The 23,091-nt window shown below is 62.8% G+C and carries 22 protein-coding genes; 15 read left to right on the top strand and 7 right to left on the bottom strand.

The annotated features are described in order from the left end of the window. Positions 1-214: 214 nt before the first annotated feature. From ACO06O_RS13345 to ACO06O_RS13295, 11 genes are all read left to right on the top strand, one after another. Positions 215-1,561, top strand: coding sequence for a substrate-binding protein (locus tag ACO06O_RS13345; protein ID WP_421880543.1), 1,347 nt, complete (start codon positions 215-217; stop codon positions 1,559-1,561). 130 nt (positions 1,562-1,691) lie between these two features. Next, the gene (locus tag ACO06O_RS13340) at positions 1,692-2,729 is read left to right on the top strand and encodes a branched-chain amino acid ABC transporter permease (protein WP_421880540.1); all 1,038 of its coding nucleotides are present in this window, start codon (positions 1,692-1,694) and stop codon (positions 2,727-2,729) included. A 6-nt stretch (positions 2,730-2,735) separates the two neighbouring features. Then, positions 2,736-3,905 (top strand): branched-chain amino acid ABC transporter permease, encoded by a 1,170-nt coding sequence (locus tag ACO06O_RS13335; RefSeq protein ID WP_421880537.1) that lies wholly within the window; start codon positions 2,736-2,738, stop codon positions 3,903-3,905. Positions 3,906-3,907: 2 nt separating this feature from the next. After that, complete coding sequence (locus tag ACO06O_RS13330) at positions 3,908-4,663, top strand: ABC transporter ATP-binding protein (protein WP_421880534.1); 756 nt, start codon at positions 3,908-3,910, stop codon at positions 4,661-4,663. Continuing rightward, positions 4,660-5,442: an ABC transporter ATP-binding protein gene (locus tag ACO06O_RS13325; protein WP_421880531.1), complete on the top strand. Its 783-nt coding sequence runs from the start codon at positions 4,660-4,662 to the stop codon at positions 5,440-5,442. Before ACO06O_RS13330 ends, ACO06O_RS13325 begins: the two co-directional genes overlap by 4 nt. 248 nt (positions 5,443-5,690) lie before the next feature. Continuing rightward, complete coding sequence (gene pcaC / locus ACO06O_RS13320) at positions 5,691-6,095, top strand: 4-carboxymuconolactone decarboxylase (RefSeq protein WP_421880529.1); 405 nt, start codon at positions 5,691-5,693, stop codon at positions 6,093-6,095. Between the two features lies 1 nt (position 6,096). Then, positions 6,097-6,798 carry a protocatechuate 3,4-dioxygenase subunit beta gene (pcaH, locus tag ACO06O_RS13315; RefSeq protein ID WP_421880525.1) on the top strand — a complete coding sequence of 234 codons (702 nt, stop codon included), beginning with the start codon at positions 6,097-6,099 and terminating at the stop codon, positions 6,796-6,798. Positions 6,799-6,801: 3 nt separating this feature from the next. Further along, on the top strand, positions 6,802-7,392 hold the full coding sequence (pcaG, locus tag ACO06O_RS13310) for a protocatechuate 3,4-dioxygenase subunit alpha (RefSeq protein ID WP_421880523.1): 591 nt from the start codon (positions 6,802-6,804) through the stop codon (positions 7,390-7,392). Positions 7,393-7,434: 42 nt separating this feature from the next. Beyond that, positions 7,435-8,262, top strand: coding sequence for a 3-keto-5-aminohexanoate cleavage protein (locus ACO06O_RS13305; RefSeq protein ID WP_421880520.1), 828 nt, complete (start codon positions 7,435-7,437; stop codon positions 8,260-8,262). Between the two features lie 223 nt (positions 8,263-8,485). Next, positions 8,486-9,601 (top strand): DUF262 domain-containing protein, encoded by a 1,116-nt coding sequence (locus ACO06O_RS13300; protein ID WP_421880517.1) that lies wholly within the window; start codon positions 8,486-8,488, stop codon positions 9,599-9,601. Next, positions 9,598-10,245, top strand: a complete 648-nt coding sequence (locus tag ACO06O_RS13295; protein WP_421880514.1) for an MAE_28990/MAE_18760 family HEPN-like nuclease — start codon at positions 9,598-9,600, stop codon at positions 10,243-10,245. Before ACO06O_RS13300 ends, ACO06O_RS13295 begins: the two co-directional genes overlap by 4 nt. An 84-nt stretch (positions 10,246-10,329) precedes the next feature. Here ACO06O_RS13295 and pobA read toward each other — a convergent pair whose 3' ends face one another. Then, the gene (pobA, locus tag ACO06O_RS13290; RefSeq protein ID WP_421880511.1) at positions 10,330-11,514 is read right to left on the bottom strand and encodes a 4-hydroxybenzoate 3-monooxygenase; all 1,185 of its coding nucleotides are present in this window, start codon (positions 11,512-11,514) and stop codon (positions 10,330-10,332) included. Between the two features lie 165 nt (positions 11,515-11,679). Here pobA and ACO06O_RS13285 point away from each other — a divergent pair, with 165 nt between their 5' ends. From ACO06O_RS13285 to ACO06O_RS13270, 4 genes are all read left to right on the top strand, one after another. After that, positions 11,680-13,011 carry a Rieske 2Fe-2S domain-containing protein gene (locus tag ACO06O_RS13285; protein WP_421880508.1) on the top strand — a complete coding sequence of 444 codons (1,332 nt, stop codon included), beginning with the start codon at positions 11,680-11,682 and terminating at the stop codon, positions 13,009-13,011. Between the two features lie 24 nt (positions 13,012-13,035). Then, positions 13,036-14,457 carry a glutamine synthetase family protein gene (locus ACO06O_RS13280; RefSeq protein ID WP_421880505.1) on the top strand — a complete coding sequence of 474 codons (1,422 nt, stop codon included), beginning with the start codon at positions 13,036-13,038 and terminating at the stop codon, positions 14,455-14,457. Then, positions 14,435-15,241 (top strand): IclR family transcriptional regulator domain-containing protein, encoded by an 807-nt coding sequence (locus tag ACO06O_RS13275; RefSeq protein ID WP_421880503.1) that lies wholly within the window; start codon positions 14,435-14,437, stop codon positions 15,239-15,241. Before ACO06O_RS13280 ends, ACO06O_RS13275 begins: the two co-directional genes overlap by 23 nt. Positions 15,242-15,302: 61 nt before the next feature. Continuing rightward, positions 15,303-15,896, top strand: a complete 594-nt coding sequence (locus tag ACO06O_RS13270; RefSeq protein ID WP_421880500.1) for a helix-turn-helix domain-containing protein — start codon at positions 15,303-15,305, stop codon at positions 15,894-15,896. A gap of 722 nt (positions 15,897-16,618) precedes the next feature. On the opposite strand, the gene ACO06O_RS13265 is transcribed toward ACO06O_RS13270, so the two are convergent. The 6 genes from ACO06O_RS13265 to ACO06O_RS13240 form a co-directional block, all read right to left on the bottom strand. Further along, entirely contained in the window at positions 16,619-17,788 is a 1,170-nt protein-coding gene (locus ACO06O_RS13265; protein WP_421880497.1) for a UxaA family hydrolase, read from the bottom strand. A gap of 2 nt (positions 17,789-17,790) precedes the next feature. Continuing rightward, the gene (locus ACO06O_RS13260) at positions 17,791-18,078 is read right to left on the bottom strand and encodes a UxaA family hydrolase (RefSeq protein ID WP_420419718.1); all 288 of its coding nucleotides are present in this window, start codon (positions 18,076-18,078) and stop codon (positions 17,791-17,793) included. A gap of 107 nt (positions 18,079-18,185) precedes the next feature. After that, positions 18,186-19,103 (bottom strand): LysR family transcriptional regulator, encoded by a 918-nt coding sequence (locus ACO06O_RS13255; RefSeq protein WP_421880494.1) that lies wholly within the window; start codon positions 19,101-19,103, stop codon positions 18,186-18,188. A gap of 85 nt (positions 19,104-19,188) precedes the next feature. Further along, the gene (locus ACO06O_RS13250) at positions 19,189-20,742 is read right to left on the bottom strand and encodes a trimethylamine methyltransferase family protein (RefSeq protein ID WP_420419720.1); all 1,554 of its coding nucleotides are present in this window, start codon (positions 20,740-20,742) and stop codon (positions 19,189-19,191) included. Between the two features lie 43 nt (positions 20,743-20,785). After that, a complete protein-coding gene (tdh, locus tag ACO06O_RS13245) occupies positions 20,786-21,814 on the bottom strand; it encodes an L-threonine 3-dehydrogenase (protein ID WP_421880491.1) in 1,029 nt (342 codons plus the stop codon). Positions 21,815-21,833: 19 nt separating this feature from the next. Beyond that, complete coding sequence (locus tag ACO06O_RS13240; protein ID WP_421880487.1) at positions 21,834-23,048, bottom strand: glycine C-acetyltransferase; 1,215 nt, start codon at positions 23,046-23,048, stop codon at positions 21,834-21,836. Positions 23,049-23,091 lie beyond the last annotated feature (43 nt).

Genomic DNA, 23,091 nt, shown 5'->3' with positions numbered 1-23,091 from the left:
AATTATGTTTAGTTTTGACAGAAAAATCGTTACATGTCAATGAGTTATTGAGTTTTTTACAAAGTTAATTTACAAATGCCGCTGCGCCTCGGTTGCATGCCCTGCTCTTATGGGCGGCCAGGCGCTAAGCCGCTCTCGGACTCGCCCGCTCACGGCAGCTCCAACGGGGGGCGGGTAAGCGAACGAGACATGAAAATTTTAGGAGGAAACGAATATGGGTGGCTTCAAGTCCAAGATTGACCGCCGGACTCTGCTGAAGGGGACGGCAGCGATGGGTGCGGCGGCTTTCGCGTCGCCGTACTTCTTCACCAAAGGTGCCAGTGCTTATGTGAACGAACCGACGGGCAGCTCCGTCACGTTCGGTTTCAACGTGCCGCAGACCGGTGCCTATGCCGATGAAGGCGCCGACGAACTGCGGGCCTATCAGCTCGCCGTCGAGCACCTGAACGGCGAAGGCGACGGCGGTTTGCTGAACACGTTCTCGTCCAAGGAGCTGAAAGGAAGCGGCGTCCTGGGCAAGAAGGTAGAGTTCACCACCGGTGACACCCAGACCAAATCGGACGCGGCGCGCGCCTCGGCCAAGCGCATGATCGAAAAAGACGGCGCCATCATGATCACGGGCGGCTCGTCCTCGGGCGTGGCCATCGCGGTGCAGTCGCTGTGCCAGGAAGCGGGCGTGATCTTCATGGCCGGCCTGACGCACTCCAACGACACGACCGGCAAGGACCGCCGCCGCAACGGCTTCCGCCACTTCTTCAACACCGAAATGTCCGGCGCCGCGCTGGGCCCGGTGATGGAAGCCAACTACGGTAACGATCGTAAGGCCTACCACCTGACCGCCGACTACACCTGGGGCTGGTCGCAGGAAGGCTCGATCAAGAAGTATTCCGAAGCGATCGGCTGGGAAACGGTCAACGCCGTTCGCACGCCGCTCGGCGCGGGCGACTTCTCGCAGTACATCACGCCGGTTCTGAACTCCGGTGCCGACGTGCTGATCCTGAACCACTACGGCAAGGACATGGTGAACTCGCTGACTCAGGCGGTTCAGTTCGGTCTGCGCGACAAGCAGGTTAACGGCAAGAACTTCGAAATCGTCGTTCCGCTGTATTCCCGCCTGATGGCTCAGGGTGCCGGCGAAAACGTGAAGGGCATCTTCGGTTCCACCAACTGGCACTGGTCGCTGCAGGACGAGGCCTCGCAGGCTTTCGTGAAGTCCTTCGGCGCCAAGTATGGCTTCCCGCCGTCGCAGGCCGCCCATACCTGCTATGTCCAGGCGCTGCTGTACGCCGATGCGGCCCAGCGTGCCGGGTCGTTCAACCCCTGCGCCATCGTCGAAGCCCTGGAAGGCTTCGAATTCGACGGCATGGGCAACGGTCCGACGCTGTATCGCGCCGACGACCACCAGTGCTTCAAGAAGGTTCTGGTCGTGAAGGGTAACGAAAACCCGACCTCTCAGTTCGACCTTCTGGAAGTCGTTCAGGAAGTCCCGGCCGAGAAGGTCACCTACGACCCGACCGGCGACGAGTTCGCTGGCGACCTCGGGGCCTGCAACGCGGGTTAAGGGGTTCCCAGACTAACGGAACCGGCGGTCGTCCCGATATCGGGGCGGCCGCCGATCCGGCTCGCGGGGATGTGGTAAACAACAATCGCGGTTGGTTCATAATCGTCGCTATTAGGGGAGGGCTGTCGCCATGGACGCGATACTCCTACAGGTGCTCAACGGCCTCGACAAAGGGGCGGCCTACGCGCTGATCGCGCTGGGCCTGACGCTGATTTTCGGGACGCTGGGCGTCGTGAACTTCGCGCATGGGGCGCTTTTCATGCTGGGCGCGTTCTGCGCCGTTACGATCAATAGGGCCCTGACCCTGGAAAAAGTGGCGTTGTCCGAGACTGAAACGACGGCCTGGGGCACGCCGTTGGAAATCCGGACGCCTTACGCCCAGGAATGGTTCGGCGATTTCGGCCTGACCATCATCGACTACTCGGTGCCACTCTCCATTCTGATCGCCATTCCATTCATGCTGCTGGTCGGCATCGCGATGGAACGCGGTCTGGTGCGCTTCTTCTATAAGCGCCCACACGCGGAACAGATTCTTGTTACCTTCGGCCTGGCCATCGTGCTGCAGGAAATCGTGAAGGCGATCTATGGCGCCAACCCGATCCAGCAGGACGCGCCGTCCATCGTTCAGGGGGCGGCCGATATCGGCGCGCTGTTCGGGGATCCGGGCGCACTGGTCTATCCCTGGTGGCGCATCGTCTATCTGATCTTCTCGGGCTTCGTCATCGCCGCGGTCTTCGCCTTCCTGCAGTTCACCACATTCGGCATGGTCGTCCGGGCCGGCATGGCGGACAGGGAAACGGTCGGGCTATTGGGGATCAATATCGACAGGCGTTTCACCATCGTCTTCGGCATTGCCGCCGTGGTCGCCGGTCTGGCGGGCGTCATGTACACGCCGATCCTGCCGCCGGATTATCACATCGGCATGGACTTCCTGGTCCTGTCCTTCGTCGTCGTCGTCGTCGGCGGCATGGGCAGCCTGCCGGGGGCCGTCGCGGCAGGGTTCCTGCTGGGTGTGCTTCAGTCCTTCGCCTCGATGACCGCGGTCCGCGATATCCTGTCCAAGGTCGGCATCGTCGGCCTGGACCAGATCATCATCTACCTTGTTGCCATCGTCGTGCTGCTGGTTCGTCCGCGCGGCCTGATGGGACGCAAGGGTGTGATGGAGTAAGGCGCCATGATGAAATTCTTCAGCCAATCCTCCGAAAAGGGCGATCTCGTTCTGATCGCGCTCTTCGCCGTCGCCGTCTTCACCATGCCGATCTGGCTGGCGCCGTTCGGGGCCAACTATCCCGACCTGATGCAGCGTTTCGCGATCTTCGGGATCTTCGCCACCGGCTTCAACATCCTGTTCGGCCTGACCGGCTATCTGTCCTTCGGCCATGCGGCCTTCCTGGGCGTCGGGTCCTACACGGCGGTCTGGACGTTCAAGCTTCTGGGCATGAACCCGATCCCGGCGGTCATCGCCTCGGTCGTCGTGGCGGGCGTCTTCGCCCTGGTCATCGGGTTCATCAGCCTGCGCCGGTCGGGGATCTACTTCTCGATCCTGACGCTGGCCTTTGCCCAGATGTGCTACAATCTGGCCTATTCGGTCCTGACGCCGATCACCAATGGCGAAACCGGCCTGCGCGTCCTGCATGAGGATCCCCGGATCTTCGACGACAAGACGGTCGAGACCACCGGGCCGCTGATCTCGCAGATCTTCGGCTATCAGATGCAGGGCATGACCGGATTTTACTTCTGCGGCATCCTGCTGGTGATCACGGTCTTCATCGCGATGCGGATCTTCCGCTCGCCCTTCGGCATGATGCTGAAGGCGGTGAAGACGAACCAGAACCGCCTGAACTATACCGGCGTCAACACGCGTCCCTATACGCTGGCGGCCTTCGTCATCTCCGGTATGTATGCCGGTCTTGCCGGCGCGCTGATGTGCATCATCGACCCGCTGGCGGGCGCGGAGCGCATGCAGTGGACGGCGTCCGGCGAGGTCGTGCTGATGACCATCCTGGGCGGGGTCGGAACCATCATCGGTCCGATCATCGGTGCCGGGCTGATCAAGTATTTCGAGAACATCTTCTCGGCGTTCAACGATCAGACTCTCGCCAATATCTACAGCTTCCTGCCGGATGGGCTGTCGGAAGTCCTGGTTTCCGTCACCTCGCTGTTCGTCGGCGAAGGCTGGCACCTGAGCCTGGGCATTCTGTTCATGCTGATCGTGATCTTCCTGCCGGGCGGCGTGACCGAAGGTCTGTCCCGGATCGGCAAGCTGATCGCCCGGCGTACGGGTAAGGCGCAGAAGAACGAAAACGAAGGCGGGCGTCGCTCCTCGCCGATGCCGGGAGAATAACCATGGGCATCTTGGAAGTCAGAGACGTCAATAAGAACTTCGGCGGTCTCAAGGCGCTGAACAACGTCAATCTCGATGTCGAGGAAGGCTCCGTTCACGCCATCATCGGCCCCAATGGGGCAGGCAAGTCGACGCTGCTGAACTGCTTCGTCGGCCGCCTGGACCCGGATACCGGCACGGTAATGTTCAACGGCAAGTCGCTGTTGGGGTTGAAGCCGCACGAGATCAACCAGACCGGCGTGGTCCGGGTGTTCCAGACGCCGGAGATCTTCACCGATCTGTCGCTGCTGGAAAACGTCATGATCCCGGCCTTCGCCCGCCGCGACGGATCGTTCAAGCTGAACCCGTTCCGCGATGTGGAGCGGGAAGGCGAGGTCCGCGAGAAGGCCATGAACATCCTCGAAGAGGTCGGGCTGCAGGAAGACCGCAACAAGATCGCGTCCAGCATGTCGCGCGGCGACAAGCGGCGGCTGGAACTGGCCATGTGCCTGGTTCAGGACCCGGTCCTACTGCTGCTGGACGAGCCGACGGCGGGGATGAGCCGCGCCGACACCAACGCGACGATCGACCTTCTGAAACGGATCGGCGAGCGCGGCATCACCAAGATCGTGATTGAGCACGACATGCATGTCGTCTTCTCCCTGGCCGACCGGATTTCGGTCCTGGCCCAGGGCACGGTCATCGCCGAGGACGTGCCGGCGAATATCAAGGGCAATCCGAAAGTCCAGGAAGCCTATCTCGGAGGGGCGCATCTATGACCGACACGATGGAAAAAACCGGCGAAAAGCAGACCGCGCCCGGCGTTCCGGGAGTCCGCGGCCAGGGCGGCAACCACGCCTATTTCTCCTGCTGGGACCTGCACGCCTATTACGGCGAAAGCTATATCGTCCAGGGCGTCAGCTTCGATGTCCGCGAGGGCGAGATTCTGGCGCTGCTGGGCCGCAACGGTGCCGGCAAGACCTCGACCCTCAGGGCCATCGCCCGGGTCGACGATCCGGAACTGCGCCATGGCGAGATCTGGCTGGACCATCAGCCGCTGCACGAGATGCGCGCCTTCCAGGCGGCCCGCAACGGCATCGGTCTGGTCCCGGAAGACCGGCGTATCATCCAGGGGCTGACGGTGCATGAGAACCTGCAGCTGGCCCAGATCGCGGAGCCGCATGGCTGGTCGATCGAGCGGCTGTACGATCTGTTCCCGCGCCTGGGCGAGCGGCGCAGTCAGGAAGGGGTGACCCTGTCCGGCGGTGAACAGCAGATGCTGGCCGTCGCCCGCGCCCTGGCCCGCGACGTCAAGCTGCTGCTGCTGGACGAGCCCTATGAAGGGCTGGCCCCGGTCATCGTGCAGGAAATCGAACGCACGCTGCAGGAGATCAAGAGCCACGGCATGACGACCATCATCGTCGAACAGAATGCCATCGCCGCCCTGCATCTGGCGGACCGGGCGATCATCCTGGACATGGGCCAGGTCGTGTTCGACGGCACCGCGCAGGAGGTTCTGGACAACGCCGAGCTGCGGCAGGAATACCTCGCCATCTAGGCGGGGCGCGTTATGGGAGGGGGGGCGATCTCGCGGTCGCGCCCTATGTGCCCAGCCGGCGGTTCTGGGGGGGACCGCCGGCGCCTCACAAACTCTTTGGCGACCCGGGACGGCATTTCGTTCCGGGTTTCTTTTGTCCGGTTCGACTGTCGAACGATATGTTCGGATACCGGTATTCCATGACCGGGAACAGGTCTTGAGCGATAGAACGATTTGAGCGCGGGCCGCTGGCTGAGATACTCTGGCGTATGTCCGAGACCGAAAAACAAACTCGCCGGTATGTTTCCGGCATGAAAGTGCGGCGCTCCGTTCTGGGCGACGCGCATGTCGACCGTGCCGAGGCGGCAAAGACCGATTTCGACGAGGCCTTCCAATCCTTCATCACCGAAGGTGCCTGGGGCACCGTCTGGGCCGGCGATCATTTCACCAAGCGCGAGCGCAGCATCGTCACCCTGGCGCTGCTGGCTGCGCTGGGTCACGACGAGGAAGTGGCGATGCATGTCCGCGCCACGCGCAATACCGGGGCGACCCCGGAAGATCTGCGCGAGGCGCTGATGCATGTCGCCGTCTATGCCGGGGTTCCCGCCGCCAACAAGGCGATCAAAATCGTCAAGCGGGAGCTGGCGGCCATGGCAGAAGAGGAAACGCCGTAACATGTCAGACAGCCTGAGCCCGCGCGATTGGGCCAGCCATCCGGCCTATCGCGATCCCGGATACAAATCGACCGGCCTGCGCGGCCCGACCCAGCCGCTGGTGACCCTGCCGGCCGGGATCGGCGAATTGTCCGGCCCGCGCTTCGGCAAGGATTTCGTCTTCGGCGACGATGCCGACCTGACCCGCAACGGCCGCGTCAACGGCGAGCCGCAGGGCGAGCGCATCATCGTCACCGGCCGCGTGATGGACGAAAACGGCCGCGCCGTCCCGGACACGCTGGTCGAGGTCTGGCAGGCCAATGCCGCCGGCCGCTATGTCCACAGCCGCGACCGGCACGACGCACCGCTGGACCCGAACTTCCTGGGCGCGGGGCGCTGCGCCACGGATGCCGACGGCGTCTACCGCTTCCTGACCGTGAAGCCCGGCGCCTATCCCTGGCCCAATCATTTCAACGCCTGGCGCCCGAACCACATCCACCTGTCGCTGTTCGGGCCCGGCTTCGGCACGCGGCTGGTGACGCAGATGTATTTCCCGGGCGATCCGCTGCTGGATCTCGATCCGATCTTCAAGGCGACGCCGGAGCCGGTGCGCACCCGTCTGGTCGCCGATTTCGACATCGAGGTGACCCAGGAAGCCTATGCCCTGGGCTACCGCTTCGACATCGTCCTGCGCGGCAGCGCCGCGACACCGATGGAGGGCTGAGCCATGACCTCCAGAGGACAGACCCCGTCCCAGACCGTCGGCCCCTATTTCGCCTATGGCCTGACGCCGGAACAATACGGCTATCGCCTGAAAAGCATCGCCCATCCCACGGTCGGCGGGCTGGAAGCCGGCGGCGGGCCGCGAATCCTGGTCGAAGGCCGCGTGCTGGACGGCAACGGCGATCCGATCGACGACGCCATGATCGAAATCTGGCAGGCCGATGCGCAAGGCCGCTATCCCGGCACCGACAAGGCGGCCAACAGCGCCTTCAACGGTTTTGCCCGCTGCGGCACCGGGACCGACAAGGACAAGCGCTTCGTCTTCGAGACCGTGAAGCCGGGCGCGGCCGATGAAGGCCAGGCGCCGCATATCAATGTCATCGTCTTCGCGCGCGGGCTTTTGTCCCACGCCTATACGCGGCTCTATTTCGCGGACGAGGAGGAGGCGAACGCCGCCGACCCGGTCCTGGCCCGCGTGCCGGAGGCCCGGCGCGGCACCCTGATCGCGGCGCGGCACGAGACCGATCGCGGCGTGGTCTACCGTTTCGACATTCACCTGCAGGGCGCGTCGGAAACCGTCTTCTTCGACGTCTGACCCCCGCATACAAAATCGCCCGACTACCTGAGGAACCTTCCCATGAGCAGCACGCCGTGCATCATCACCGTCGCCATCACCGGCTCCGTCCCGAAGAAGGAAGACAATCCCGCCGTGCCGATCTCGGTCGCGGAGCAGATCGACTCCACCCAGGAGGCCTTCGAGGCCGGCGCCACCCTGGTCCATGTCCATATGCGCAACGAGGAGGATCAGTCCGTCTCCTCCGACCCGGCGAAATTCGACGCCTATCTGAAGGGCGTGCGCAAACACTGCCCCGGCATGATCGTGCAATTCTCGACCGGTGGGCGCGGCCGCGACCCGTCCTCACGTGGCAGCATGATCCATCTGAAGCCGGACATGGCCTCGCTCGCCACCGGCTCGGTCAATTTCCCATCCATGGTCTATGAGAACCACCCCGACCTGGTCCGCGACCTGGCCGCCGCGATGAAGCAGAACGGCGTGAAGCCGGAGATCGAAATCTTCGACCTCGCCATGCTCTACGCCGCCAAGGACATGGTCGACCGCGGCGAGATCGTCGGTCCCGCCCATGTCCAGTTCGTCTCCGGCCTGAAAAACGCCCTGCCGGTCCGCCGCGAGGTGCTGGAATTCGAATTGAAGGAACTGCGCGAACTGATGCCCGACGCCACCTGGACCGCCGCCGCCATCGGCCGCCACCAGCTCCAGATGAACCACTGGGCCCTGGAACTCGGCGGCCATTGCCGCACCGGCCTGGAAGACAACATCAAATTCGACAAGGACCGCCTCGCCGCCAGCAACGCCGAACTCGTCGCCCGTGTCGCGGACCTCTGCGGCAAGTACGACCGCCACCCGGCGAGCGTCGCGGAGGCGCGGGGGATTTTGGGGCTTTAAAGACTAAAAACTTGCGTCTGGGATAGTCTAACCAAACAAATCGGGCCTATCGCTCTTTGAGTTTTCAGGCCCAATTGGTCGTAACTGTTCTACTATCAATGGTGAGCTTGACTGTCGGCACTCGTGCTTGAATGCTGATGTGAGCGTCTCCGATCGGCAATATTGTAAAGCCGGTTCTCCGGAGCACGACTCGGAATCATCTGCTTACACCAAGGGGGCGATCATGCTGGCGGAAGAAATCGAACAAGCAGGTCGAAGGGTTCGGACTGACGCATATCAGATGTCGATTGGTGAAATCGTCAGTATGTATGATGATGAAGAGATTATTATCGATCCTGAGTTTCAGAGGCTTTTTCGGTGGGATGTAGGCCAAAAGTCAAAGCTAATTGAATCACTGTTGTTGGGTATCCCGCTACCTTCGGTGTTTGTGTTTGAGAAAGATGATGGCCGTTGGGAACTGATTGATGGGCTTCAGCGCATATCCACAATCTTGGAATTCATGGGAAAATTGCGAAGCCCTGACGATGGTTTCCAGGTTCCGTCGGTTCTAGAAGCAACGAAGTATCTACCTTCTCTATATAATGCTGTTTGGGAACGGTCAGATCTAATTGGAGGGGTGGGGTACAACGAACAACAACCACTTGATAAATCGCAACAACTTTCAATTCGCCGCGCACGGCTAGGGGTTGAGATTCTCAAGCGACCCAGTGACGACTTGACCAAGTTTGACCTTTTCCAGAGACTTAATGCTGGAGGCACGCAAGCTAACCCTCAAGAGCTACGCAACTGCATTATACTTATGATAAATCGCGAGTTCTTTCTTGCGATTAAGGATGTTGCTGATTTCCAAGCTTTTCGGAACGTGATGTCAATTACCGAAGAGCAAGCTGAGAGACAACGTCATATGGAAATGGCGACTCGATTTCTAGTTCATGCAAATATCCCCTATGATGGTCGGTTGGATGTCGAAGAGTACATAGATGAGGGGATTGTCCAGCTAGCCAAAACTATGGACCAAGGTGAGGCTTCGAACCAGATCAGGCGTACTTTCAATTTGTTGAGCGAGGCTCATGGGAGCAACGCGCTTCGCCGATTCCAAGACGGTCGTCATATTGGCAAAGTTGGGTTGGTTGGTCTTGAAGGTATTGCTGTCGGGGTAGCGAAAAACCTCAATCATATAGAAGCTCTTGGTATGGATCGGGCCGTTGCATTCGTGAGTGAGAAGATTGAAGGGTTCTGGAGGCAGCCAGACACAGATAACTTCACGTCTCCTGGTTTGCGTGGGACAACTCGAATTCAAAGGACCGTTCCCTTTGGAGAAAGGTGGTTCTGCCCATGAGTAAGCCAATTTCTGCCGAAGATTTTTCTAACCAGATAACCAATGATCGAACTTGGCGTATCAAAGAAATATCTGACTTGAAGGCGGAAATATTAAGATCTGACAAGAACCTGCAGCGCGTATTGTTGCGTGCAATCGTGGCCGTTTGTTATGCGCATTGGGAGGGGTTTGTGAGATTTTCAGCCCGAAAGTACCTTGAGCATATCGCATTGCGACGATTGCAATACTCTGAGCTCTCGCCTCAGTTTCTAAAGAATTATTTTCTGCCGAAACTTGCGGCACTATCAAAAACAAAATCAAGTATAACTCAAAGATGTGATTTGTTGGATGATATTTTTAGTTCTTCAGGTCGAAGATTCTCCAAATTAAACGAAGATTTGATTAATACTAAATCAAATCTAAATTACGATGTTTTGTGTGATATATGCCTCGTGTGTGACGTGGATTGTGACGTTTTTGAGAGATTCCATACTTTTATTGATGTTGTGTTGCTGAAGCGTCGGAATGCCATAGCTCATGGTGAAGACACCATGGTAGGACTGGAAGACTTGTCTGAGGTGGCCGACAATACAATTGCGATCATGAGGATGTTCGGGGACGCGCTTGAGAACGATGTGGTGCTAAAGAACTATGTAGCCGCGTAAGTTTTTGTTTTCTAGGTTGTGTTTGACAAGGTTTTTTCTTTTAATGGGGTGAAGGTGCTCCTGCCGCATCGCCTCGCCCCCCCCCTAAAACGGCAGCCCCACGTAGTTCTCCGCCAGGCTCGTTTGCGCGGCCTTTGACGCCAGCAGGTATTCGATTTCCGCCAGTTGCATGCGGTTTTCGAAGGCGCGGGTGTCGGGGAAGGTGTGGAGGAGGCTGGTCATCCACCAGGAGAAACGCTCGGCCTTCCAGATGCGGGCCAGGGCGGTTTGGGAATAGCTGTCCAGGCCGCTGTCGTCGCCGTGCTTGTAATGGGCGATCAGGGCGCGGTGCAGATAGTGGATGTCGGAGGCTGCGAGGTTCAGCCCCTTGGCGCCGGTGGGCGGGACGATATGGGCGGCATCGCCGGCCAGGAACAGGCGGCCGTGGCGCAGTGGTTCGGCGACGAAGCTGCGCATCGGCACGACGCTCTTTTCCAGCACTTCGCCCTCGTTGACCAGGCTGCCGTCGCTGTCGCCGACCCGCAGGCGCAGCTCGTCCCAGACCCGGGCGTCGGGCCATTCGGTCAGATCCTCGTCCGGGCGGCATTGCAGGTAGTTCCGCGAGATGGTGGCGGAGCGCATGCTGAACAGCGCGAAGCCGTTTTCGTGATGGGCATAGATTAGTTCGTCCGAGGCGGGCGGGGCCTTGGCCAGGACACCGAGCCAGCCGAAGGGATAGACCCGCTCCAGGGTCTGGATCGCGCCTTCGGGCAGGCTGGCGCGGCACACGCCGTGGAACCCGTCGCAGCCGGCAATGAAATCGCAGGCCAGCTCGACTGTCTCGCCGTTCTTGCGATAGGTCAGGCGCGGCCGATCGGTGTCGTAATCCAGCGGTTGGACATCCTCCGCCTCGAAGACGATCTCGCCGCACGCCGCCAGCCGCGCGGCGATCAGATCCTTTGTGACCTCGGTCTGGCCATAGATCGTCACCACCTTGCCGCCGGTCAGGTCGGTCAGCGGGATGCGGATGCGCTCGCCGGCCCCGGCGATCTCGATCCCGCCATGGATCAGGCCCTCGCGCTCCAGCCGGCCGGCGACCCCGGCGGCGCGCAGCAGGTCGACCGTGCCCTGCTCCAGGACGCCGGCGCGGATGCGGCCCTCGACATAGGCGCGGTCCCGGCGCTCCAGGATCACGGACTCGATGCCGTTCACATGCAGCAATTGCGACAGCAGCAGCCCCGCCGGGCCGCAGCCGACAATGCCGACCTGAATGCGCCGTGATGTGCCCATCTGTCCGATCCCCGATGCCTTGAAATGGTAGGACCGATTATAGGCCCGCGCGGAGGCGGTCCCTAGAAACGGACCCCCTTTGCAGGCAAAGATTTTTGCGTCATACTGATTATCGAACACACGTTCGTATATCGAACAAACTTACCAGCCGGGAGATGTTTGGCGATGATCAGCGAGGAAATGAACCGGACCCTGACCCGCACCGGGCCGGGAACGGAGGCCGGGGCGGTGCTGCGCCGCTATTGGCAGCCGGTGGCGCTGACGGTGGAATTCGACGGTCCGCGCCCGGTGCGCCCGGTCACCATTCTGGGCGAGCGTCTGGTCGCCTTCCGCAACGAGGACGGCAGCTACGGCCTGATCGACCGGCATTGCCCGCATCGCGGCGCCGATCTGTGCTATGGGCGGCTGGAAGACGGCGGGCTGCGCTGTCCCTTCCATGGCTGGAAGTTCGGGACGGACGGCCAGTGTCAGGAAACCCCGGCGGAACCGGAAGAAAGCACGCTGGCCCAGCGGATCCGCACGACCGCCTATCCCTGCGTCGAGCGCAACGGCATCGTCTTCGCCTATCTGGGCGAGGGGGAGGCCCCTTCCCTGCCGGAGATCGACTGCCTGACCGCGCCGGAAAGCCACACCTTCGCCTTCAAGGGGCTGATCGAAAGCAACTGGCTGCAGGCGCTGGAAGTCGGGATCGACCCGGCGCATGCGTCCTTCCTGCACCGCTATCTGGAAGACGACGATCCGGCGGACGGCTATGGCAAGCAGTTCCGCGACTATGTCGGCGGCACGGATATTCCGATGACCCGGGTGCTGCGCGATTTCCCGCGCCCGAAGATCGAGGTCGAGACGACGGATTACGGGCTGCGCATCACCGCGTTGCGCGACCTGAACGGCGAGGCGATGCATGTCCGGGTGACCAACCAGATCTTCCCCCAGGCCATCGCCATCCCGATGTCGAACGAGATGACCATCACCCAATGGCATGTCCCGGTCGATGACGAGACCTGCTACTGGTATGCGATCTTCACCAGTTTCGGGCAGCCGGTGGACCACGCGAAGATGCGCGAACAGCGGCTGCAGCTCTATGAACTGCCGGACTATATCCCGAAGGTCGGGAAGCGGAACGGCTATGGCTACGACCCGGTCGAACAGAAGATGCGGACCTATACCGGCATGGGCGACGACATCAATGTCCATGACCAATGGGCGGTGGAATCGCCGGGCCCGATCCAGGACCGGACCAAGGAACATCTGGGCCAGACCGATGTCGCCATCGCCGCCTATCGCCGGATGCTGCTGCGCGCGATCAAGACCGTGCGCAAGGGTGAGGGTGTGCTGCCGATCCTCGATACCGAGGGCGGACCGGAGGCGATCCGGGGGCCGGTGGCGGTCGATACGGTGGCGGCGCCGGATGCCTGGTCCGACGCCTGGCTTGCCTGCGACCGCGCGCGGCGCGATGCTGCCCCCTGGTCGCCGAAACCGGCCGCCGCGGCAGAGTAGGGAAGCGTTGGGGGCGTTGATCCGATGACGTTGCAATTCGAAGTACCGGACCCGGAGGCCCGGCGCGACCGCGTGGAGCAGGTTCTGGCCCGCGCGGCCGAGGCGGGGATCGAGACGGTACGGCTGTCCTTCGCCGATCAGCACGGGCTGCTGCGCGGCAAGACCCTGCCGGTCGACGGGCTGCGCGCGGCGCTGGACGGCGGCTGTCCCATGACCTCGACCCTGCTGCTGAAGGATACTTCGCACCGCACGGTCTTCCCGGTCTGGACCAAGGATGGCGGATACGATCTGCCGGGTCTGAAAGGGGCGGGCGATATCGTCATGCTGCCCGATCCGGCGACGTTCCAGGTGCTGCCCTGGGCGCCGACGACCGGCTGGCTGCTCTGCGATCTCTATCTGAAGGACGGGACGCCGCTGCCCTTCTGCACCCGCAGCCTGCTGCGCCGGGTGCTGGCCGATATGGCGGCGGCGGGTTTCACCTACCGCACCGGGCTGGAACTGGAATTCACGGTCCTGAAGCTGGACGACCCGAAGCTGACCCATGCCGATGCGGGCCATCCGCCCGCGCCCTTCGGCACGTCGCTGACCACGCGCGGCTATCAGTATCTGACCGAAAGCCGCGCCGACGAGCTGGACCCGGTCTTCGAGATCGTCCGCAAGACCTGCGCCGGGCTGAACCTGCCGCTGCGCAGCCTGGAGGTCGAATTCGGACCCAGCCAGGTGGAGGCGACCTTCCATCCTCAGGACGGCATGGCGACCGCCGACGCGACGGTCCTGTTCCGCAGCGCGGTCAAACAGGCGCTGCGGCGCGAGGGCTATCACGCGACCTTCATGTGCCGCCCGGCCCTGCCGGAAATCTTCTCCAACGGCTGGCATGTGCATCAGTCGCTGATCGCGGCAGACGGGTCGAACGCCTTTGCCGTCCCGGACGCGCCGCTGTCGCCCGCGGGCTATGGTTTCGTGGCCGGGCTGTTGGAACGGGCGGCGGAAAGCTGCCTGATGACCACGCCGACGATCAACGGCTACAAGCGCTACCGTCCCTTCGTCCTGGCACCCGACCGCATTCTGTGGGGGCTGGACAACAAGGGCGCGATGCTGCGCGTCGTCGGCGGGGCCGGGGATGCCGCGACGCGGATCGAAAACCGCGCGCCGGAACCGGCGGCCAACCCCTATCTCTGTCTCGCCGCCCAGGCGGCCTCGGGCCTCGACGGCATCCGGCGCGGGGCCGTGCCGCCGCCGCCGACGGAAGAACCCTATGCCGCGGGCGATCTGTTGCCGCGCACCATCCTGCAGGCGATTGACGCTTTCGCCGCCAGCGATTTTTATCGCAGGACATTCGGCGATGCCTTCGTCGACTATCTGACGGTGATCAAGAAGGCGGAAGTGTCCCGCTTCTTTGCCGAGGTGACGGATTGGGAACAGCGTGAATATTTCGAAATCTACTGACAGCGCGGTGCCGTCCCTGCCGGATGGAAACGATGGCGAGATCGTCCAGACCCTGGCCAAGGGCCTGACCCTGATCGCCGCCTTCGGCCCCGACACGCCCAGCATGACCATCGCAGAGGCCGCCGTGCAGACCGGGTTCAGCCGCGCCGGCGCGCGCCGCATCCTGCGCACGCTGGAGGCGATGGGCTATGCCGAACAGGCGCGGGGCCGCTACAGCCTGACGCCGAAAATCCTGACGCTCGGCTTTTCCTTCCTGCGGTCCAGCGAGATCGGGGAACGGGTCAATCCGATCCTGCGCCGGGCCAGCGATACCCTGCGGGAAACCTGTTCCCTGGGCCTGCCGAGCGGGCCGGATATGGTCTATGTCGCCCATGCGATCTGCGAGGACCGGCTGTTTTCCACCCGCTTCACCATCGGCGCGCGCCTGCCCATGGCGGCGACGGCGATCGGCCGGGCCTATCTGGCCCATGTCGCGCCGAATGAGCGCGAACAATTGCTGACCGTCATCGCGCCGCGTTCGGAAACGCAGTACACCGTGATCGACCGCGGGGCGCTGAAGGTCATCCTGGGCCGCACCGCCGACCGCGGATATGCGGTGACGGAGGAGGAGTACGAGCTGGGCGCGCTGTCCGTTGCCGTCCCGGTGCCGGGCGCCGCCGGTCATGCCATCGGCGCACTGAATGTCGTGGTCAACAAGGGTCGCGTGTCGGTGAAGACCATGATCGATCAATATGTCCCGATCCTGAAAGAGGCGGCGCGGGATGCCGGCATGGCGCTCGGCTGACTTTCCCGACGGAATCCCGTTCGATATACTGGAATCAGACACAGTGTGACGGAGGATTCCGGTGAGGGACGGCCTGCCGCCGCCGCCGAGGCTCGGCGACTTTATCCGCAAGGCGCGCAAGGCGCACCGGCTGACCCTGGAACAGGTCGCGGAACGCAGCGGCGTGTCCAAATCCATGCTGAGCCAGATCGAGCGGGGCTCGGTCAACCCGACCTTTGCCGTGGTCTGGAACCTGATGCAGGCGCTGGGCCTCGACATGGCCGACCTGATGGTCGGCGCGCCGCCGGAAGCGCCGGTCATCGAACATGTCCACGCCTATTCCATGCCGACCAGCAAGAGCCGGGACGGTCTCGTCACCTTGCACATGCTCAGCCCGTTCCGCACCGTTCTGCCGGTCGAATGGTACGAGATGCGGATGGAGAAGGGCGGCGCGCTGATCTCGGACGCCCATGCGCCGGGAACCTATGAGCATCTGACCTGCCTCGACGGGTCGGTCGCGGTGGAGGTCGGCGACATGCGCGTCGAAGGCCGCGCGGGCGACACGTTGCGCTACCACGCCGACCGCCCGCACAGCATCCTCAACACCGCCCCCGGCCCCTCCCGCGCCATGCTGCTGGTCGCCCTGCCGCAGCAATTCGACGCCGGGCCGGTATAGGTACCTCCGGTTATTCCCTCTCCCTAGTTGTCTAATCGTCACCCCCGCGAAGGCGGGGGGCCAGGGGAATGCGTCCAGATCGTGCCTGTATCCCTGGATTCCCGCCTGCGCGGGAATGACGGGGGAAGGGAAAGCCCTGCCGAAGCGAGGAAGGTTCCTGCTTTCGCAGGAACACGACGGGACACCGTAAATAAAGAACGCGGAGGACGCGGAGACCCTCATTGTCTCTCGGCGTCCTCCGCGAAACCTTCGGGCTCTCCGCGTTTGAGACGAACGCCCGTGGTCAGGCGGCCGTTGCAGGAGCGTGGCCAGCGCCGCCGTCACCCCGTGAAGGCGAGGGCTGGGAATATGGGTGGGAAACGCGCCAATGCCCCTGGATCTCCGTTTTCGCGAGAATGACGGGGGAAGGGGAAGCCGTGCCGGTATAGGTAGCCCTAGATACCGCCCCTCCCTCATGAGCCCTGTTCGTCACCCCCGCGAAGGCGGGGGTCCAGGGGAATGGGTTCAGATCGTGCCTGTATCCCTGGATTCCCGCCTGCGCGGGAATGACGGGGGAAGGGAAAGCCCTGCCGAAGCGAGGAAGGTTCCTGCTTTGGCAGGAACACGACGGGACACCGTAAATAAAGAACGCGGAGGACGCGGAGGACGCTGAGACCCTCATTGTCTCTCGGCGTCCTCCGCGAAACCTCGGCGCTCTCCGCGTTCGAGACGAACGTCCGTGGTCAGGCGCTGCGATACAGTTTCGTCATCACGAACTCGCGGTGCTTCAACGCCTCCGCCGCGGTCAGGCGGCCGTTGCAGGTGCGGATGGTGATGTCGATCAGGGCATCGCCCGCCTCGTCCAGGGTCATCTCCCCGCGCAGGATGCCGGAACAGTCCAGATCGACATGTTCGCCCATTTCGCGCGCGGTCTTCGGGTTGGCGGTCAGCTTGATCACCGGTTCGATCGGGTTGCCGATGATGTTGCCCTGCCCGGTGGGGAACAGGTGCACGGCAAAGCCCGCCGCCGCCTGCAAGGTGACGCATTCCGCCGCAGCCGAGGACGTGTCCATGAAGTAGAGGCCGGGGCCCTTGGCCGGGGCTTCCGCCGGTTCCAGAACGTCGATGAATTTCGTCGTCCGGCCGATCTTCTGCAGGTTGCCGAAGGCCTTTTCCTCGATGGTCGTCAGGCCGCCCGCGATATTGCCCGCGGTCGGCTGGCTTTCGGACAGGTCGGATGTCTTATGCGGTTCGATGACCTCATCCATATAGGCCTGCCAGGTCTTCATGAATTTCTCGCCGGCTTCCGGCGTCGCGGCGCGCTGGGCGCAGATTTCCTCGGCGCCGGTCAGTTCCGACGTCTCGCCGAAACAGGTGTAGCAGCCCAGCGGATCGACCTTGTCGATGAAATTGCCGACGGTCGGGTTGGAGGCCAGACCGGAGGTCGTGTCGGATTCTCCACATTTTGTGGAAACCCAGAGTTCTCCGAGGTCACAGGGTTCGCGCTGAAGCTCCGTCGCCCATTGCACGAATTCCTTGGCTTTGCGCGATGCGGCGGCGACACAGTTGATTTCGCCCTGGCCCTCGATCGCGAAGCCTTCGACCGGTTTGCCGGTCTTGGCGATGCCGTCGACGATGCGGCCGGTCCATTTCGGTTCGATGCCGATGACGATCACGGCGGCGACGTTCGGATTGCTGCCGGTCCCGATCATGGTGCGGAAATGCAGGTCCAGATCCGCGCCGAACTGCAGCCGGCCGTAATGGTGCGGCAGGGCCAGACAGCCGTCGATATTGTTCGCCACCTTTTCGCAGGCGGCGTTCGACAGATCGTCCAGCGGCAGGATCACGACGTGATTGCGGATTCCGACCCGGCCATTTTCGCGGCGGTATCCGTTGAAGCTGCGGGAAGCCATCGTTACCACCTCTTCGTTTTCAGGTTCTGGGTATGGACGTGGCCGCCCTTCTTCACGGCGGCGACGATCTTGCCGATGTCGTGCCCGTATTTCAGGACGGTATCCCCGACCGACAAATCGCCCAGCGCGATCTTATGGCCTAGCGGGATGGGGTCCAACGACGTGACGGTCAGGCTCTCGCCGGTTTCCATCACCAATCCGGTCAGGGGTTTTCCGGCCTCCGCCGTTTCAACCACGACAACGCCGACGGTATCCGCCGCGTCGTGGACCAGGAAATCCGGTCCCGCCATCGATGCATCTCCTCCTGTTGTTTGGGCCCTTCAGGGCTTTCTCACAGGTATCGTAACAAAACCGGTATAGACAGCGAGAAAATCTGCATCGATTCGGAAGAAAGGCTTCAGACGGAGGTCTGCGCCCGTTCCGTCAAGGAGTCTGCCGGTTTGCGTTCCCGCGCGGCGATCTCCAGTTCCTGGGTCAGCAATTCCAGCGGCCGGGCCTTCATGCTGTCCCGGCGGCAGATCAGTCCAATCGCTCGGGGCCGCGCCGTCGGGCCCAGCGGCAGACGGCGAATTCCGACGGAAATCGGTTCCGGCACGCAATGCTCGGGGATGATGGAGACACCCAGTCCGTGATGAACCATCATCGCGATGGCTTCGGGGCGGTCCAGTTCCATGATCTCGCGCACACGGATGCCCCGTGCCTGCAGCCAATCGTCGATATCGCGCCCGGTCCAGGCGCGCCGGGTGAAGCGGATGAACGGATGGGACGCGAGAACCGCCTCCGGATCGTCGCCTTCCACGTCCTTCGGCAGCAACAGGACCAGCGGCTCAAGGGCGACGGCATGAAAGGTCAGGTTCGCAGGCAGGCGCACCGGTTCCGAAATGATCGCCCCGTCCAGCGCGCCGCGGTCGACCTGGTTCATCAGCTCCGCCGACAGATCGGGTGAAACCCGGAAATGCAGCAGGGGGTAGGCCTCGCGCATACGTTTCAGGACGCGCGGCACCAGTTCGGTCAACGTGGTCGGGATGGCGCCCAGGACCAATTCGCCGGACGGCGCGTCCTGGTCCTGCGCCAGGCGGATCAGCGCATCATAGGCGGCGACGATCTCCTTCGCTTTGGGCACCAGGGCATAACCGTCGCGGTTCAGTTCCGGCGGGCGCTTGCGGCGGTCGAAGATCTCGGTGCGCAGTTCCTCCTCCAGCTTCGCCATCTGCTGGCTGACGGCGGAGGGGGAAATCAGCATCACGTCCGCCGCCGCCGCGAAGGAACCGCGCTCGGCGACGGCGATCAGGATGCGAAGGCGGCGGATCGACATGAAGGCGGGCACCTTGCGTAAGAAAAGGTGCCGAACGTTAGCGTCGCTGCCGCGCTAGGCAAACTATTTCTAACCCGCCCACCGACTAGAAATCGGTCTTCGCGCCGCCTTCTTCCTTGCGCTTGGCCATGAAGGCCTGCAGTTCCTCGCGAATCGCCTCGTCGATCGGCGGGGCCTCGTAGTCGCGCAGGATCTGCTTGTAGAGGTGATGTGCCCGCTCATGCGACGACTGTGCGCCGGCCTCGACCCAGGCCTCGAAATTCCGCCAGTCGGACAGGAAGGGATTGTAGAAGGCGTCGCGGTAGCGGTCTTGGGTATGCTGACAGCCGAAGAAGTGACCGTTCGGCCCGACCTCGCGGATCGCATCGACGGCCAGTTCGCCCTCATCAACTTTTACAGGTCGATTGTAGTACATCCATTGTTGGATCATCTCGCAGTCGATGACGACCTTTTCGAAGCTGGCGCTCAACCCGCCTTCGACCCAGCCGGCGGCGTGGAAGATGACGTTGCAATGGCCGCTGAGCACGCTGAACAGCGAATTCTGACTTTCCCAAACTGCCTGGCCGTCCGGCGCGTTGGATGCATTCGCGTTCGATCCGCGCCACGGCAGGCCATAGAACCGCGCCATCTGACCGGAAATCTGCATTGCGCGCATGTATTCCGGCGTGCCGAAGGCGGGGGAGCCGGACTTCATGTCGACATTGGAGGTGAAGGCCCCCATGACGACCGGGACGCCCGGCCGGATTTCCTGCAACAGGGCCACGGCGGCCAGGGCCTCCGCGATCTGCTGCACGACGGAGCCGACGATGGTCACCGGCGCCATGGCGCCCGCCAGCGTGAAGGGCGCAATGATGACCGGCTGATTGCGCCGGGCAAGGCGCATTGCGCCGTCCAGCATCGGCCAGTCGTGCTTCAGCGGCGAGGAGGAGTTGATGTTGGTGAACATCCGGGGCTTGGCCTCGAATTCCTCATGCGTCAGGCCGGCGCCGATCCGCACCATTTCCATCGCGTCCTCGACCCGCTCCGGGCCCAGGGAATAGGCATGCAGTACCTTGTCGGTCAGGGTCAGCAGATCATAGATCGCGTCCAGATGCCGGATCGACGCGTGGATGTCGATCGGTTCGACCGGATAGCCGCCGTTGAAATTGATGCAGTTGAAGCTCTGCGACAGGCGCAGCAGGTCCTGGTAATCCTTGCGGTTGCCGACCCGCCGGCCGCCGACCAGATCCATGGAATTGGGCGGGCTGGCGACCATGCCGAAGGCCGCCTTGCCGTTGCCCCATTCGATCTCGCGCGCCGGGTTGCGCGGGGTGATGGTGAAACTGGACGGCGCCTTGGCGGTTTGCGCCATGATCCAGTCGCGGTCGAAGCGGATGTTCTGGCCGTTCGACCCCACCGTGCAGCCCGCCTTGCGCAGAATCTCGACCGCCTCGTCGTTCAGGAACTCGATCCCGATATCCTCCAGGACGCGCATCGCCGCGTCGTGAACCTTCTGCACCCCTTCCTCGTCCAGCGGATCGATCGGACGGTCGACATAGGTCAATTGACCCCAGGGCAGTTGGTGCAGCCCGGCCGCCTCTGCGGCGGCCTGTTCGCGGTTCTGACGGCGGTTTGTGCGTCCGGGGCGGGTTCGGGCCATACAATGTCCTTTCGGTGCGCAGGCTCTGCGACGGTCTGTTTCGTTATGCGGCGAGATCCAGGACGACCTTGCAGGCCCGGCCGGAATTCAGGGCCGCGAAACCGTCCTCGAATTTTTCGAACGGCAGACGATGCGTGATGACCGGGGTTACGTCCAGGCCGGTTTGCAGCATGGACACCATCTTGTACCAGGTCTCGAACATCTCCCGGCCATAGACGCCCTTGAACTGCAGGCCCTTGAAGATGGCCGCGGTCATGTCGATTTCGACCGGCTTCGAGAACAGGCCCAGAAGCGCGATCTTGCCGCCATGATTCATCGCGTTGATCATGTCGGTCATCGCAGGGGCGGCACCGGACATCTCCAAACCGACATCGAAGCCTTCGGTCATGCCCAATTCGCGCATGACGTCCTTCAGCGGTTCCTTGTCGGCGCGCACCCCGCGCGTCGCGCCCATGCTTTCGGCCAGGCGCAGGCGGTCGTCGGACAGATCGGTGACCACGACATGGCGCGCGCCGACATGACGGCAGACGGCGGCGGCCATCAGGCCGATCGGTCCGGCTCCGGTGATCAGCACATCCTCGCCGACCAGATCGTAGGACAGCGCCGTGTGCACGGCGTTACCCAGCGGATCCAGGATCGCGACGACATCGTCGGGGATATCCTCCGGCACGGCGAAGACATTGTGTTCCGGAATGGTCAGCAGATCCGCGAAGGCGCCCTGACGGTTGACGCCGACCCCGACCGTGTTGATGCACAGATGTTCGCGCCCGCCCCGGCAGTTGCGGCAATGGCCGCAGACCAGATGCCCTTCGCCGGACACGCGCTGGCCGACCTTGACCAGGGTGACTTCCTCGCCCACCGCTTCGACGATACCGCAATATTCGTGACCGACGATCATCGGCACGGGGATCGTCTTCTGGGCCCAGGAATCCCAGTTATAGATATGCAGGTCGGTGCCGCAGATCGCCGCGCGCTGGACGCGGATCAGAACGTCGCGCGGACCGGGTTTCGGTGCGTCGGCGCTGCCCATCCAAAGACCGGTTTCGCGCTTGGACTTATAGATCGCACGCATGGGGGGGTCCTTTCGATCGTCAGGAAACGAGGCCGAGCGACCGGCCGACTTTTGTGAAAGCCGCGACGGCCCGGGCCAACTGGTCCGTATCGTGCGCGGCCGACATTTGCGTCCGGATCCGGGCCTGCCCCTTGGGCACCACCGGATAGGAGAATGCGGTCACATAGATTCCTTCCTCCATAAGGCCGGCGGCAAGTTTCGTCGCCAAAACGGCGTCGCCGGTCATCACCGGGATGATTGGGTGTTCGCCGGGTACCAGGTCGAAACCCGCCGCCGCCATCCCGGCGCGGAAGCGCTTCGCATTGGCGCGCAGGCGGTCGCGCAGTTCCGCGCCGCCTTCCAACAGGTCCAGCGCGGTCAGCGTCGCGGCGCAGATTGCCGGTGCCAGGGCGTTGGAAAACAGATAGGGCCGGGCCCGCTGGCGCAGCAGATCGACGACAGGTTTCGGTCCGGCGATATAGCCGCCCGACGCGCCGCCCAGGGCTTTCCCGAAAGTGCCGCTGAGAATCTGCACGCGGTCGGTGACGCCGTGATGGTCGGGTGTGCCCGCGCCACGCCGGCCCATGAAACCGACGGCGTGGCTGTCGTCGACCATGACGGTGGCGCCGTATTTTTCGGCCAGATCGCAGACCGTCGGCAGATTGGCGATGATCCCGTCCATGGAGAAGACGCCATCCGTCACGATCAGGCGCAGCTTCGCATCCTGGGCTTCCTTCAGGCGCGCTTCCAGCTCCGCCATGTCGTTATTGGCGTAGCGCAGCCGCCGCGCCTTGCACAGGCGGACCCCATCGATGATCGACGCGTGGTTCAGCGCGTCGGAGATGATCGCGTCGTCGGGCCCCAGCAGGACCTCGAAAATCCCCGCATTGGCGTCGAAGCAGGACGAGAACAGGATCGCGTCTTCGGTCCGCAGGAATTCCGCCAGCCGCGCTTCCAAGGTCCGGTGCAGATCCTGGGTGCCGCAGATGAAGCGGACGGAGGCCATGCCGAAACCGTGGCTGTCCAGGGCCGCCTTCGCGGCCGCGATCAGGCGCGGATCGTCGGCCAGTCCCAGATAATTGTTGGCACACAGATTGACGACATGGCGCGCCTTGCCGTGGTCCAGCGTGTCGATTTCGCTGGATTGCGGGCCGGTGATGGTGCGCTCGTGCTTGGTCAGGCCCTCCGCCTCGATCGCGTCCAGCGCGGCCTGCGCCGCCGCCGCCAGCGACCGGTCGATCTGAGAATGGGTCATGAGGGATCCTCCCGATTTTTAATATCCAGGATTTGGTACAAGA

The organism is Pacificispira sp. (assembly GCF_965228185.1).
Classification (GTDB): Bacteria; Pseudomonadota; Alphaproteobacteria; order UBA8366; family Aestuariispiraceae; genus Pacificispira.
Note: the sequence above shows the minus strand (reverse complement) of the source record. Positions and strands in the feature narration are given on the sequence as shown.

Bases quoted from the DNA above. Each gene is read 5' to 3' on its own strand.
- ACO06O_RS13345 (WP_421880543.1), top strand. From the start codon at position 215: ATGGGTGGCTTCAAGTCCAAGATTGACCGCCGGACTCTGCTGAAGGGG.
- ACO06O_RS13340 (WP_421880540.1), top strand. From the start codon at position 1,692: ATGGACGCGATACTCCTACAGGTGCTCAACGGCCTCGACAAAGGGGCG.
- ACO06O_RS13335 (WP_421880537.1), top strand. From the start codon at position 2,736: ATGATGAAATTCTTCAGCCAATCCTCCGAAAAGGGCGATCTCGTTCTG.
- ACO06O_RS13330 (WP_421880534.1), top strand. From the start codon at position 3,908: ATGGGCATCTTGGAAGTCAGAGACGTCAATAAGAACTTCGGCGGTCTC.
- ACO06O_RS13325 (WP_421880531.1), top strand. From the start codon at position 4,660: ATGACCGACACGATGGAAAAAACCGGCGAAAAGCAGACCGCGCCCGGC.
- pcaC (WP_421880529.1), top strand. From the start codon at position 5,691: ATGTCCGAGACCGAAAAACAAACTCGCCGGTATGTTTCCGGCATGAAA.
- pcaH (WP_421880525.1), top strand. From the start codon at position 6,097: ATGTCAGACAGCCTGAGCCCGCGCGATTGGGCCAGCCATCCGGCCTAT.
- pcaG (WP_421880523.1), top strand. From the start codon at position 6,802: ATGACCTCCAGAGGACAGACCCCGTCCCAGACCGTCGGCCCCTATTTC.
- ACO06O_RS13305 (WP_421880520.1), top strand. From the start codon at position 7,435: ATGAGCAGCACGCCGTGCATCATCACCGTCGCCATCACCGGCTCCGTC.
- ACO06O_RS13300 (WP_421880517.1), top strand. From the start codon at position 8,486: ATGCTGGCGGAAGAAATCGAACAAGCAGGTCGAAGGGTTCGGACTGAC.
- ACO06O_RS13295 (WP_421880514.1), top strand. From the start codon at position 9,598: ATGAGTAAGCCAATTTCTGCCGAAGATTTTTCTAACCAGATAACCAAT.
- pobA (WP_421880511.1), bottom strand. From the start codon at position 11,514: ATGGGCACATCACGGCGCATTCAGGTCGGCATTGTCGGCTGCGGCCCG.
- ACO06O_RS13285 (WP_421880508.1), top strand. From the start codon at position 11,680: ATGATCAGCGAGGAAATGAACCGGACCCTGACCCGCACCGGGCCGGGA.
- ACO06O_RS13280 (WP_421880505.1), top strand. From the start codon at position 13,036: ATGACGTTGCAATTCGAAGTACCGGACCCGGAGGCCCGGCGCGACCGC.
- ACO06O_RS13265 (WP_421880497.1), bottom strand. From the start codon at position 17,788: ATGGCTTCCCGCAGCTTCAACGGATACCGCCGCGAAAATGGCCGGGTC.
- ACO06O_RS13260 (WP_420419718.1), bottom strand. From the start codon at position 18,078: ATGGCGGGACCGGATTTCCTGGTCCACGACGCGGCGGATACCGTCGGC.
- ACO06O_RS13255 (WP_421880494.1), bottom strand. From the start codon at position 19,103: ATGTCGATCCGCCGCCTTCGCATCCTGATCGCCGTCGCCGAGCGCGGT.
- ACO06O_RS13250 (WP_420419720.1), bottom strand. From the start codon at position 20,742: ATGGCCCGAACCCGCCCCGGACGCACAAACCGCCGTCAGAACCGCGAA.
- tdh (WP_421880491.1), bottom strand. From the start codon at position 21,814: ATGCGTGCGATCTATAAGTCCAAGCGCGAAACCGGTCTTTGGATGGGC.
- ACO06O_RS13240 (WP_421880487.1), bottom strand. From the start codon at position 23,048: ATGACCCATTCTCAGATCGACCGGTCGCTGGCGGCGGCGGCGCAGGCC.